Below are 12,499 nucleotides of genomic sequence, written 5' to 3'. Positions count from 1 at the left end.
TTCTGCTTTTTCATATCGGATCATTCAACTCCTTATTACTTTTTTTCAACGCGCTGATGCAGACTTTTCGGTATAGTACCCTCGCATATTCTTTTTTGAGGTGGTGAGAGTGGTAAAGTCCGATTCGTATTCTATTATTGAGAAACGACTAGCTGAAAACGTATTGATTCTCGATGGCGCCATGGGCACCATGATCCAAGCGTACAAGCTGGAAGAACAAGACTATCGTGGCGAGCGTTTTGCCGATTGGGAAAGTGACTTAAAAGGTAACAATGACCTGCTTTCCTTGACTCAACCTTCCATCATCAAGGCAATCTACTCAGGTTATTTAGCAGCCGGTGCCGACATCATTGAAACCAATACTTTCAATGCAAACTATATTTCCATGCTTGATTATCACATGGAAGACCTCAGCTACGAGTTAAACTTTGAATCGGCCCGTTTGGCTCGAGAAGCAGCCGATGAATTTAGCGCGCAAAATCCAGATAAACCAAGGTTTGTCGCTGGCACACTTGGGCCTACCAGCCGTACCTGTACTATTTCTCCTGATGTAAACGACCCTGGATTTCGTAATATTCACTTTGATGAGCTGGTGGAAGCCTATGCGGTCGCCGTTGATGGCTTAATAAAAGGCGGGTCAGATCTAATTTTGATTGAAACTATTTTCGATACCTTAAATGCTAAAGCGGCGATTTATGCGGTATTAGATTATTTCGAAACAACCGGTGTGCGTTACCCCATCATGATCTCGGGTACCATCACCGATGCGTCTGGTCGTACTTTATCGGGTCAAACCACAGAAGCATTTTGGAACTCCATCTCCCACGCTAAGCCATTGTCTGTGGGTTTAAACTGTGCGTTAGGGCCGAAAGAACTTCGTCAGTACGTTGAAGAATTGTCTCGCATCGCCGACACCTACGTCTCGGCACACCCCAATGCGGGTTTGCCAAATGCCTTTGGTGAATATGACGAAACACCAGAAGAAATGTTAGAAGAGATTCAAGGTTGGATAGATTCTGGCTTTTTGAATATTATTGGTGGCTGTTGTGGAACGTCGCCAGAGCATATTGAAACCTTTGCAAAAGCCTTTGAAAACGCCGTGCCGCGAGTCATTCCCCATATTGAAAAAGTGTGTCGATTGTCAGGACTGGAGCCGTTTAACATCGATGGCAACAGCTTGTTTGTTAACGTGGGTGAGCGTACCAACGTTACTGGTTCGGCCATGTTTAAGCGCCTTATTAAAGAAGGTGACTTTGACACGGCCCTCGACGTGGCGCGTCAGCAGGTTGAAAACGGCGCACAAATCATCGACATCAACATGGACGAAGGCATGTTGGACTCGCAAGCGGCCATGGAGCGCTTTCTAAAACTGATCGCTTCTGAGCCTGATATTTCGCGTGTGCCCATCATGTTGGATTCTTCCAAATGGGAAATACTCGAAGCCGGTCTGAAATGGGTGCAAGGCAAGGGTGTCGTCAACTCCATCAGCATGAAAGAGGGCGAAGACAAGTTTCGCGAGCAAGCTCGTAAGCTGATGAAGTATGGCGCTGCGGTCATCGTGATGGCATTTGACGAAGTGGGGCAGGCGGACACGCGCGCACGCAAAATTGAGATTTGTCGTCGTTCTTATCATATCTTGGTCGACGAAGTAGGCTTTCCGCCAGAGGACATTATTTTTGACCCGAACATCTTTGCCATTGCCACCGGTATTGAAGAGCACAACCGCTACGCCTTAGATTTTATTGAAGCGACAGGAGATATTACTCGGGAGCTACCGTACGCCAAGGTATCAGGCGGTGTGTCTAATGTGTCTTTTTCATTCCGCGGCAACAACCCTGTGCGTGAAGCAATCCACGCTGTTTTCTTGTATCACGCTATCAAACAAGGGATGACCATGGGTATCGTCAATGCCGGTCAATTGGCGTTGTACGAAGACATTCCACCAAAATTACGTCATGCCGTCGAAGACGCGGTATTAAATCGTACGCCGGATGCCACTGATAACTTGCTGGCGATGGCGGGTGAATTTGCTGGTACGGGGGAAGTCGCCGAGAAAGAAACCCAAGAATGGCGCGGGTTGCCCGTGTCTGAGCGTTTGAGTCACGCCCTGGTAAAAGGGATTACCGAGTTTATCGACGAAGACACCGAAGAGGCGCGCCTTGCTTTTCCACGTCCGCTAGAGGTGATCGAAGGGCCATTGATGGATGGCATGGGGATTGTTGGTGACTTGTTTGGTTCTGGTAAAATGTTTTTACCACAAGTGGTGAAATCTGCTCGCGTAATGAAAAAAGCCGTAGCCTACTTGATGCCTTATATCGAAGAAGAAAAGCGCCTTAATATGGACACAGCATCGTCCAGTAACGGCAAAATCGTGATGGCGACGGTGAAAGGGGATGTGCATGACATTGGTAAAAACATCGTTGGTGTAGTGCTGCAATGTAATAACTTTGAAGTCATCGACTTAGGCGTTATGGTGCCGGCGGAAAAAATCCTGCGTACCGCCAAAGAAGAAGGCGCCGACATGATTGGCCTGTCTGGCTTAATTACCCCGTCGCTCGATGAGATGGTACATGTGGCAAAAGAAATGGAGCGTCAGGGTTTCGATTTGCCGGTGATGATTGGTGGTGCCACCACATCAAAAGCCCATACAGCGGTGAAGATCGAACAAAACTACAAGCGTAACCAAGTGGTTCACGTCACCAATGCGTCTCGCAGTGTGGGTGTTGCTAGTGCTTTACTCAGCAAAGACAAAGATCGTTATCAGGCCTTTGTGAATGACATTAAAGCCGATTACGAAAAAACCCGCATTCGCTATAAAGATCGTGCCAAAGCGGGTCGTCGTGTGTCGCTCGACAAGGCGCGTTTGAACAAAGCCCCCATTGAATTTGCTGGCAAAGTCGTAGCGCCAAATAAACTGGGGGTAACTATTTTGACGGAGCAGGACATCGACTTCGAGCAAGTGAAAGCTTACATAGACTGGACACCTTTCTTCCAAACATGGGAATTGGCAGGGGCTTACCCACGTATTTTGACCGACGACGTGGTCGGTGTTGAAGCCACCCGTGTGTACAAAGATGCTTTGGTTATGCTGGATGAAGTTATTGCCAGCCAGTGTTTGCAAGCCCGTGCTGTGGTGGGATTATTTCCAGCCAACCAAGTGAATCACGACGACATAGAAATTTACGCCGATGAATCTCGTTCAGAAGTGATCGAGCGTTTGTCTTTCCTTCGTATTCAAAACGAGCTGACGGCGCCGGGTAAATACAATCATAGTCTTGCCGACTTTATTGCCCCTAAAGACGCGGGCGTGCCAGATTATATGGGGGCTTTTGCCTGTGCGGCTGGTTTTGGTATTGATCCATTGGTCGCTGCTTATGAAGCGGATCATGATGATTATAATTCCATTATGATTAAAGCCGTAGCGGATCGTTTGGCCGAAGCCACGGCGGAATATCTTCACGAAAAAGTACGGAAAGAGTTCTGGGGGTATGCGCCAGATGAAGCCTTAACCAATGAGCAAATGATCAAAGAAAAATACCAAGGTATTCGCCCGGCTCCTGGCTACCCTGCGTGTCCAGATCACACAGAAAAGGCCAAATTGTGGCGTTTATTGGACGTGAAGGACAACATAGGTATGGAGATTACGGAGAGTTATGCCATGTTGCCCACGGCGGCCGTGAGTGGTTGGTATTTCGCTCACCCAGATGCCGCTTATTTTGGTGTTGGTAAGATTGGTCCGGATCAAGTGGACGATTACGCTGCTCGTACGGGTATGACGAAAGACGATGCAGAACGATGGTTAGCGCCGAACCTTGGTTACGACCCAGAAGACGATCGAATTTAATCACAACGGTTAATAGGAATAGAGCACGATGGCAAAAGCGATTAAAGACCCTGAAAAACACAAAGAGCGCATGAAATCAATTAAGGCGCACGTTGATAAACGCATTGCAAAAGCGCAGGAAGATAAAGGTACTTTTGTATTGCTGACGGGTAATGGTAAAGGCAAGTCCAGTTCCGCTTTGGGCATGGTGGCCAGAGCCCTTGGTCACGGTATGAAAGTCGGAGTGGTGCAGTTCTTAAAAGGCGAATGGAACACAGGTGAAATTGATTTCTTCAAACGCCAAGACAATGTGCAATGGGAAATCATGCCAGCGGGCTTCACATGGGAAACGCAAAACCGCGAGTCCGACGTGGCGTCTTCAGAGCAAGCATGGGAAAAAGCCTCTCAAATGCTGTCAGACCCAAGCATCGATTTGGTGGTGCTCGATGAGCTTACTTACCTGCTGCATTATGAATATTTAGTGGAAGACGACGTGTTAACCGCCTTAATGAATCGCCCAGAAAACCAACATCTTGTGGTTACGGGGCGTGGGGCGTCAGAGGCCTTGATTGAGCTTGCCGATACAGTCAGCGAGATCAAAGAAACCAAGCACGCGTTTAAACGCGGTATTAAAGCGCAAAAAGGTCTGGAATTTTAACCTCGTCTCGTTTTATATTGGTGCCGTTGTTTTTTTAACAGAGCAACAGCAAGCGACATACCTAGAATCATCGGGTGTTATTTTTTAGATTGTATAGAGGTTTTTATGGCAACAATTGAACGCATGGAAGTAGGTCAACGCATGAGTCGTATCGTTAAGCACAACGAAACCGTGTATTTGTGCGGCCAAGTGGGTGCAGATGCGAACACGGATATTTCTGAGCAGACTCGTACCATGCTAGACAAAGTAGATGCTCTGTTGGAGCAAGCAGGATCGGATCGATCTTACATTTTGTCTGCCACCATTTACCTTCGTGATATGAAAGATTTTGCTGCTATGAACGCCGTATGGGACTCCTGGATTCCAGAAGGTCACGCCCCAGCGCGTGCTTGTGTTGAAGCGAGAATGGCGCGTGCGGAGTTGTTGGTTGAAATCTCCGTAGTTGCTGCTGTTAAATAAGTTATCAGTACCCGCAGCTGGCACAGACTTGTGCCAGCGCAATTTTCTCTTCATTGTTTCTTTATCACATCTTCGATGACCACATCGTTTCTGACCAGTTCGTTACTCAGTACTCGGATAATCCTAGCCATATCTCGAGATAAATTCATGATTAAAATACCGAAATCAAATGGGAACTTGTCATGGAAATCACTGAATAGTTGACTGGATATTTCAAGCAATAAACTCTCTTCCAGCGCGTAAACACTGCCAACTCGGTCATGCAAAGCAATCATTGAAACAAAACCTATTGCTTCACCAAAGCGAATGGTGCGGGTGCGCTGCAGTTTATTGTCGTGTTGCTTGTAATAATCTAGGCTGCCGTGCAATACAAGATGGAAGCTTTCGCCTTTGCTGCCATAGGCAAACACCAAATCGTCTTTACTCACAGTGTGTAACACGCCGGTATTGACCAGAAATTGAATGGCCTCCTCGGACAAGGCGCCAAGAACAGAACCTGTTTTCAAGTACGATGGGGATAAGTCGTAATGGGCTTCTTGCTTTAAAACCGTATTCATTGCTTCCTCCATTCAAGTTAGGCATATCACTTTATCGGTTAAATGTAGCTTTACATTAGTATCATCAATAAGTAAGGCGATTTGATTAAATTTTACGGTGTAATTATGAAATCCGATGATTATTTTGACCTAGTTTAAAGTGTTTGGTTCGAGCAAAATCTTTAAAAGAGGTTTCTTGTTGAAAATAGATGGTTTCTCTCTTAAAGACTTCGGCTAATTTGTGCGATAATGCGCCACATCAATGCTGTCGTTGCCTAGCAAGGTGAACGATCAGCCTAATTTACCTCATGATATACGGAAGAATGCTTTGTTAACGACAGCCAATATCACCATGCAATTTGGTGCCAAACCTCTTTTTGAAAATGTTTCTGTTAAATTTGGAGAAGGGAAGCGCTACGGTCTTATTGGCGCGAATGGATGTGGTAAATCCACCTTCATGAAAATTCTTGGCGGCGATTTAGAGCCGAGTTCTGGTAACGTTTCTAAGGATCCAAACGAGCGTTTGGGTAAATTGAAGCAGGATCAGTTTGCCTACGAAGAATATTCAGTCATCGACACCGTTATCATGGGGCATACTGAGCTTTGGGCGATTAAATCGGAAAAAGACGCGATTTACGCCAACCCTGAAATGACCGAAGCAGATGGTTTACGCGCCGGTGATTTGGAAGCTGAATTCGCAGAAATGGATGGTTATACTGCTGATGCTCGTGCTGGTGAATTATTGCTGGGAGTGGGCATTCCGACAGACCAACATTACGGCTTGATGAGTGAAGTGGCGCCAGGTCTAAAATTGCGTGTATTGCTGGCTCAGGCGCTGTTCTCTGATCCAGAAATTTTATTGCTTGATGAGCCAACCAACAACTTGGATATCAATACTATCCGTTGGTTAGAAGGTGTTTTGGTTGAGCGTAACTGCACCATGATAATCATTTCCCATGACCGTCACTTTTTAAACTCGGTTTGTACTAATATGGCCGATTTGGACTACGGTGAATTGCGTTTGTTCTCCGGTAACTACGACGAATACATGATGGCGTCGACTCAGGCTCGTGAGCGCTTGTTGTCGGATAACGCGAAGAAAAAAGCGCAAATTAACGAACTTAAATCTTTTGTTAGCCGCTTTTCTGCAAACGCGTCTAAGTCTAAGCAAGCCACATCTCGTGCTAAGCAAATTGATAAGATTCAGTTGGAAGAAGTTAAGCCCTCTAGCCGTCAAAGTCCTTTTATTCGTTTTGAGCAAGAGAAGAAATTGCACCGTATGGCGGTTCAAATCGAAAACGTAGCGAAATCCTATGACGAAGAATTGTTCAGCGGTTTGAACATGATGGTTGAAGTGGGTGAACGTATCGCGGTCATCGGGCCAAACGGTATCGGTAAAACCACACTATTGAAATGTTTGGTAGGCGATACGGAACTGACCAAAGGTGATGTGAAGTGGTCTGAAAATGCGAATATCGGTTATTACGCACAAGACCATCATCACGAGTTCGAAAAAGACGTCGACCTTATCGAATGGATGGGGCAGTGGGGCCAAGAGGGTGACGACGAGCAAGTGATCCGCGGCACATTAGGGCGTTTATTGTTCTCTCAAAACGACATCAAGAAATCCGTTAAAGTTTTATCGGGTGGTGAGCAAGGTCGTATGTTGTTTGGTAAATTGATGCTGCAAAAACCCAACGTCTTGGTGATGGATGAACCGACTAACCACATGGACATGGAATCGATCGAGTCATTAAACTTGGCATTGGAAAACTACCCCGGTACCCTGATCTTCGTTTCTCACGACCGTGAGTTTGTATCGTCATTGGCAACACGCATTGTCGAAGTGACAAATGCAGGCATTGTTGATTTCCACGGCACCTACGATGAGTACTTAGCAAAACAAGAGTCTTAATTACTCCTTCACTAAATGCCTAACGAAAAAAGGAAGCTTCATCGCTTCCTTTTTTCGTTTTAGTGGACTATCGGCGATCAATATAATGGTCGGCTTCTTGGTATTCTAATATTTCGACTGAATCACCAAGTTGAATCTCTCCGGTAGTAACGGCCACCATGTTAATGCCAAAGGTGATGCCTTCTTGGTTATCCAACAAACGAAATTTCCCCAGCGTTTTTAATGGTTCCCCTTTACCAACGGATTCCGCAGTGGCGGGATTTAATGTGGTGAAAATGCAGCGAACACAGGGTTTGACGTTCTCAAATTCGACTGAACCAATACGAATACGTTTCCAGCTGTCTTCAGCGAAAGCCTCATTACCTTGAACCACTAAGTTTGGGCGAAACTGCGCCATTTCAATGTGCATTTTGCTGGTTTTATTCAAGTCGTCTAAAGACGCTTGGGTGGTGAGTAAAAAAGGATAACCATCAGCGAAGGTAACAGGCGCGTTGGGACGACGATGGGTTTGGCGCCGTGATGCTTCACCAAAAAAGACCAGTTGAATGGGTTTATCGAGTAACTCGCTGAACCAGGCGTCTGCTTGGTTGTGAGTTTTTTGCCCCGCGACGGTATCGTCCCAAACGGTGACGGACAGATAAATACATGAGAATAGACTTTCATCAAGTGTAAGAGAGTCTGAGGCTTTGGGGTGTGACAAGGTCCAAATGCCATTTGCGGTTTGAGTTGCTCGAATGAGTGTTAAGGTTGGGTATTCACGACCACTGATAAATTGACCATCTGGCTTTACCAACATGTAGCGCCGATCGCCTCGCAGGCCATCCAGGTCTACGTGGCTGTGTTGAAGATGAATGCCCTGGATGGATTTAATGGGATAAATAGTCAATTCACTAAGAGAGAATGGCATGATAGTTCCTTTTTGCAATAGGTCAGTATGATTACCCAGGCGCAACGCTATTTCAATAAAAAAGCCCCTGCGATGACCGCAGAGGCTTGATATTCAATAACAGAACAACCGCTGTTTTTACAAATAGTAAGACGCCAATGGCGGGAAGCCATTAAACTCTACCGCGCTGTAAGTCGTAGTGTAGGCCCCTGTTGAGAGCCAGTACATACGATCACCAATCGCCAAATTCAATGGAAGGCCGTATTTGTAGTTTTCATACATGATGTCGGCACTGTCACAGGTTGGGCCAGCGATAATCACTTCTTCCAATTCGCCGCCTTTTTCAACGTGAATAGGATACTTAATGGATTCGTCCAAGGTTTCAATTAACCCTGAAAATTTACCCACATCGGTGAAAATCCAGCGATTTAATGCGGTGTGTGATTTACGAGAAATCAGCACCACTTCGCTCACCAAAATACCGGCATTAGAAATCAAAGAGCGACCAGGCTCTAAAATAATACGTGGTAGGTCTGTACCAAAATCTTCTTCCAAAAAGCGCGAGATTTCTTCGGCATAGGTCGACAACTCATTGGTGCGGGTGATGTAGTTGGCTGGGAAGCCGCCGCCCATGTTAATCATCTGTAACTCAATGTTGTCTTCTTCTTTTAGGCGCTCAAAGATCACTTTTACGTTAGCGATGGCCGCATCCCAAGCGCCTATGTCTCTTTGCTGAGATCCTACGTGGAATGATATACCGTAAGGGATCAAGTCCAGCTCTTTTGCCAAGACCAACAAATCCATCGCCATGTCAGGACGGCAACCAAACTTACGAGACAATGGCCAATCTGCTGTTACTGTACCTTCCGTTAAAATGCGCACATAAACGCGAGAGCCTGGTGCGGCTTTGGCAATGTTGCGTAAATCCGCTTCAGAATCCGTTGCGAACATACGCACACCTTTTTCATAAAAGTAACGTACGTCTTTGGCTTTTTTGATGGTGTTGCCGTAGCTAATGCGTTCTGGAGCCACATCGCCAATAGCGAATAACTTGTCTAGCTCGTAGCGAGAAGCCACATCGAAGTTTGAACCACGATCACGCAGCAGGGTTAAAATTTCCGGTGCGGGGTTGGCTTTGATAGCGTAAAAAATGTCCGCCACAGGGAAGCCTTTGGTCAGCTCTGTGTAGGCTTCGTCGATAATGCTGGTATCGATAACCACAAAAGGCGTTTCTTTTGTATCTGCAAAGGCTTTAAAACGAGCGAAACTTTCTGGGGTGTAAAAAGAATTAACGTCAATAGACATGGGCTTTTAGCTCCTTGATTATGCAAAACATAAACCGATTAAATAAGTAAACGCCTTTACCTTCTCCCGTCCTACTTGTGGCTGTTACTTATCCGGCCTAAAGGCCTTAAGCGACTAGCGCAGCAGTTGAAGCGGTGCGGATTATGTTCAGCAATGACGCGGGCGAAATTTAAGGCGCAAGGGGCTTTGGGTCAAGTATTTTTTGCTTTTTTAGGCAAAAAAAAGAGACCGAAAAAGTCTCTTTCATTGAATGATTTCAAGGGTCTATTTTTGCGTGGCTTTGTTCTGTAAAAAGTGCAGTCCACTGCCTACGATTAATGCACCGATGAAGTACAGTCCTTCATTTGGGTTGTTGGTTAATGCCGTAAGACCTGGACCTGGGCAGTAGCCGCTCAGCCCCCAACCAATACCGAATAAGCCAGAGCCAATGATGAGTTGTGAATCAATATGGCGCAGGTTCGGTACTTGCCAAGTGCTCGCGACTAAAGGCTTGATACGTTTATTTTTAATGGCGTAACCAATAACCCCAACACCGATGGCACTGGCCATCACTATGATAAGAGAAGGATTCCAATCTCCCATGATGTCCAAGAAACCAATAACAACTGCTGGGTTGGTCATTTCAGAAAATGCCAGACCCAAACCAAAGACCAAGCCAGAAGCCAATGTGATGAACGCGTACATAAAATGTCTCCTAGTTGACGATCGCGACGGTAATGATGGCCGTCGCCATAAAGGTGAGTGTGGCTATGATGGAGCGAGGGGAAAATCGAGAAATACCACAAACGCCATGTCCGCTGGTACAGCCGCCACCCAATCGTGTGCCGTAGCCGACTAATAAACCGGAAATAATCAACAACCAAGGGCTTCTTACTTCAGGAAAGGGCACCGTTTGCTCAGTGAAAACTCCGTAAGCACTGCCGCCGATGATCAGGCCGGCAATAAATAAGAAAGGTAAGAGGCGCTCTTTGCTAAACAGCAATTGCGATAAAATACCGCTGATGCCGATGACTTTACCTATTGTGAGTAGGTAAACCGTGGCAGTTAAACCAATGAGTAGGCCACCGACCAGGGGGTTAAAAATTGAATCCATATTTGACTCCTCATATTTATATGAGTGAATTCTAATTTAAAGGTGTCGTCTGTGTCTAATACTAAAGCGGCAAAAGACACCTTTTCTTTGTGGATTTACGCAAAAGAAGGTGCTCTGCAGTCGCGGATAGCGCCAATTCCATAATCTTTACCGATTGATTTGCTGATATTGATAGTGTCACAAGGTAATCTGGTTGTATTAATGAGGAGAGACAATGGACGATCTATGGTTAGGTGCGCCTCCAGCTCAAGCAACATTTGTATTTTTACTGCCAAATACCCCTAAGTTACCGAGTGATGCTAATAAGGCTTACTTGGAAGTACCCAATGTAGCTGAGTTAGTGGCACTAAATGGCAACCATTGGCGTAAAATCTTTACTATTATGGCGAAATTGACCGCGGAGGATGCTGCGAAATGGCGCTATCATCGAGATAACAGCTTATTTAACAACATCGCTATTACATTTTCTGTTGATCAGCTCGTTGATTATAAAGGCGGCTTATTTATTGTCGGTAAAACATTTGAAGACCGTTTGCCTGTAAATGGTGAGCCGGTTTATGGCGGTGGAGCGCAATTAGCGCATGTGTCTTTGCCGCGTGTCTGGTGTCCTTATCTTGATTATCGACAATTTCCTAATAGTCTTATTGAGGCCTTAAGAGCCTATATTTTGGAGTGATCATGTTAGAAGCGTTAAAGCGTCTGTTCAGTTTTCCGGTTGAAGAAAGTGAGAAAATATCGTACCAAAAAGCCGTGACGGTTCTGCTAATGGAAGTCATGTTAGCCGATCACGAAGTGGACGAAAAAGAAGAACAACAAGTAAAAGCCTTTTTGCATCAAGTGAGCGATTTAGGCGATGATATCGACAGTATCTATGCGGAAGCGCGTTCAGGTGTGGATCATGCTAACGATCTTTATCAATTCACTAAAGTGGTTAACGAAAATGCGACGTTAGAGCAAAAGTTAGCATTGTTGAAAGCCCTTTGGCGAGTAGCGCTGGCGGATGGCGATATCGATGCTCACGAAGATCATCGGATTCGTCGAATTAGCGAGCTGCTCTTTATGCCGCACTCTGAATTTATACAGGCTAAGTTGTCTGTGCAAAATGAAATGAGTTCGCCAAAGTAGAGCGATAAACCATATTTTTTCACAAAAAAAACGCGGCAAAGGCCGCGTTTTGTGACTGGTCTTAAAAGACGAACGCTTACTTAAGCGGCGAAGTTTGCAGAAGCAAATTCCCAGTTAGCAAGAGCCCAGAAACCTTTTAAGTAGTCAGGGCGTACGTTGCGGTAGTCGATGTAGTAAGCGTGTTCCCAAAGGTCAACGGTGATAACAGGCGTTTGACCACTTGTCATTGGCGTACCAGCATTGCTTGTGTTAACGATGTCTAGAGAGCCGTCAGCGTTTTTCACCAACCAAGTCCAGCTTGAACCGAAGTTGTTAACGGCTTTGTCATCAAAAGCCGCTTGGAAGTCTGCGAAAGAGCCCCATTTTGCATTGATGGCATCAGCCAGTACGCCAGTTGGTTCGCCGCCGCCGTTAGGGCTTAAGCTGTTCCAGAAAAACGTATGGTTCCAGATTTGTGCTGCGTTGTTGAACACAGGGCCAGCTGGAGCAGAGGCGATGATTTCTTCAAGCGTTTTGCCTTCGAATTCAGAACCAGGAACCAAACCGTTTAGCTTAACAACGTAGGTGTTGTGATGCTTGCCATGATGGTATTCAAGCGTCTCAACAGACATATGAGGCTCTAGTGCGTTTTTAGCATAAGGAAGAGCGGGTAATTCAAAAGCCATTTCAATTCTCCTTGCTTTTTATTAACGAAAAATG

The 12,499-nt window shown here is 45.7% G+C and carries 12 protein-coding genes; 6 read left to right on the top strand and 6 right to left on the bottom strand.

The window, feature by feature from the left end; genetic code table 11:
* Positions 1-109 precede the first annotated feature (109 nt).
* From metH to J9B83_RS06010, 3 genes are all read left to right on the top strand, one after another.
* Complete coding sequence (gene metH / locus J9B83_RS06020) at positions 110-3,844, top strand: methionine synthase (RefSeq protein ID WP_211535841.1); 3,735 nt, start codon at positions 110-112, stop codon at positions 3,842-3,844.
* A gap of 28 nt (positions 3,845-3,872) precedes the next feature.
* On the top strand, positions 3,873-4,481 hold the full coding sequence (cobO, locus tag J9B83_RS06015) for a cob(I)yrinic acid a,c-diamide adenosyltransferase (RefSeq protein ID WP_211535840.1): 609 nt from the start codon (positions 3,873-3,875) through the stop codon (positions 4,479-4,481).
* A 105-nt stretch (positions 4,482-4,586) separates the two neighbouring features.
* Positions 4,587-4,940, top strand: a complete 354-nt coding sequence (locus J9B83_RS06010; protein WP_211535839.1) for a RidA family protein — start codon at positions 4,587-4,589, stop codon at positions 4,938-4,940.
* Between the two features lie 50 nt (positions 4,941-4,990).
* On the opposite strand, the gene J9B83_RS06005 is transcribed toward J9B83_RS06010, so the two are convergent.
* Positions 4,991-5,497, bottom strand: a complete 507-nt coding sequence (locus J9B83_RS06005; protein ID WP_211535838.1) for a Crp/Fnr family transcriptional regulator — start codon at positions 5,495-5,497, stop codon at positions 4,991-4,993.
* Between the two features lie 307 nt (positions 5,498-5,804).
* On the opposite strand from J9B83_RS06005, the gene J9B83_RS06000 reads away from it, so the two are divergent.
* Positions 5,805-7,391 carry an ABC-F family ATPase gene (locus tag J9B83_RS06000; protein ID WP_211535954.1) on the top strand — a complete coding sequence of 529 codons (1,587 nt, stop codon included), beginning with the start codon at positions 5,805-5,807 and terminating at the stop codon, positions 7,389-7,391.
* 67 nt (positions 7,392-7,458) lie between these two features.
* Here the strand turns inward: J9B83_RS06000 and J9B83_RS05995 are convergent, their stop codons facing one another.
* The 4 genes from J9B83_RS05995 to J9B83_RS05980 form a co-directional block, all read right to left on the bottom strand.
* Positions 7,459-8,298, bottom strand: a complete 840-nt coding sequence (locus J9B83_RS05995; RefSeq protein ID WP_211535837.1) for an MOSC domain-containing protein — start codon at positions 8,296-8,298, stop codon at positions 7,459-7,461.
* 117 nt (positions 8,299-8,415) lie between these two features.
* Complete coding sequence (locus J9B83_RS05990) at positions 8,416-9,582, bottom strand: type III PLP-dependent enzyme (RefSeq protein WP_211535836.1); 1,167 nt, start codon at positions 9,580-9,582, stop codon at positions 8,416-8,418.
* Positions 9,583-9,846: 264 nt separating this feature from the next.
* Positions 9,847-10,266, bottom strand: coding sequence for a DUF6691 family protein (locus tag J9B83_RS05985; protein ID WP_211535835.1), 420 nt, complete (start codon positions 10,264-10,266; stop codon positions 9,847-9,849).
* A gap of 10 nt (positions 10,267-10,276) precedes the next feature.
* A complete protein-coding gene (locus tag J9B83_RS05980) occupies positions 10,277-10,675 on the bottom strand; it encodes a YeeE/YedE family protein (RefSeq protein ID WP_211535834.1) in 399 nt (132 codons plus the stop codon).
* Positions 10,676-10,889: 214 nt separating this feature from the next.
* Here J9B83_RS05980 and J9B83_RS05975 point away from each other — a divergent pair, with 214 nt between their 5' ends.
* Complete coding sequence (locus J9B83_RS05975; protein ID WP_211535833.1) at positions 10,890-11,351, top strand: DUF6942 family protein; 462 nt, start codon at positions 10,890-10,892, stop codon at positions 11,349-11,351.
* Between the two features lie 2 nt (positions 11,352-11,353).
* Positions 11,354-11,800, top strand: a complete 447-nt coding sequence (locus J9B83_RS05970; RefSeq protein WP_211535832.1) for a tellurite resistance TerB family protein — start codon at positions 11,354-11,356, stop codon at positions 11,798-11,800.
* A gap of 80 nt (positions 11,801-11,880) precedes the next feature.
* Here J9B83_RS05970 and J9B83_RS05965 read toward each other — a convergent pair whose 3' ends face one another.
* On the bottom strand, positions 11,881-12,465 hold the full coding sequence (locus J9B83_RS05965) for a Fe-Mn family superoxide dismutase (protein ID WP_211535831.1): 585 nt from the start codon (positions 12,463-12,465) through the stop codon (positions 11,881-11,883).
* Positions 12,466-12,499 lie beyond the last annotated feature (34 nt).

The organism is Marinomonas vulgaris, assembly GCF_018145875.1.
Classification (GTDB): domain Bacteria; phylum Pseudomonadota; class Gammaproteobacteria; order Pseudomonadales; family Marinomonadaceae; genus Marinomonas; species Marinomonas vulgaris.
Note: the sequence above shows the minus strand (reverse complement) of the source record. Positions and strands in the feature narration are given on the sequence as shown.

Coding starts and splice junctions, on each gene's coding strand:
- J9B83_RS05990 (WP_211535836.1), bottom strand. CDS start 9,582: ATGTCTATTGACGTTAATTCTTTTTACACCCCAGAAAGTTTCGCTCGT.
- J9B83_RS05970 (WP_211535832.1), top strand. CDS start 11,354: ATGTTAGAAGCGTTAAAGCGTCTGTTCAGTTTTCCGGTTGAAGAAAGT.
- J9B83_RS05980 (WP_211535834.1), bottom strand. CDS start 10,675: ATGGATTCAATTTTTAACCCCCTGGTCGGTGGCCTACTCATTGGTTTA.
- J9B83_RS05975 (WP_211535833.1), top strand. CDS start 10,890: ATGGACGATCTATGGTTAGGTGCGCCTCCAGCTCAAGCAACATTTGTA.
- J9B83_RS05965 (WP_211535831.1), bottom strand. CDS start 12,465: ATGGCTTTTGAATTACCCGCTCTTCCTTATGCTAAAAACGCACTAGAG.
- cobO (WP_211535840.1), top strand. CDS start 3,873: ATGGCAAAAGCGATTAAAGACCCTGAAAAACACAAAGAGCGCATGAAA.
- J9B83_RS06010 (WP_211535839.1), top strand. CDS start 4,587: ATGGCAACAATTGAACGCATGGAAGTAGGTCAACGCATGAGTCGTATC.
- J9B83_RS06005 (WP_211535838.1), bottom strand. CDS start 5,497: ATGAATACGGTTTTAAAGCAAGAAGCCCATTACGACTTATCCCCATCG.
- J9B83_RS05985 (WP_211535835.1), bottom strand. CDS start 10,266: ATGTACGCGTTCATCACATTGGCTTCTGGCTTGGTCTTTGGTTTGGGT.
- J9B83_RS05995 (WP_211535837.1), bottom strand. CDS start 8,298: ATGCCATTCTCTCTTAGTGAATTGACTATTTATCCCATTAAATCCATC.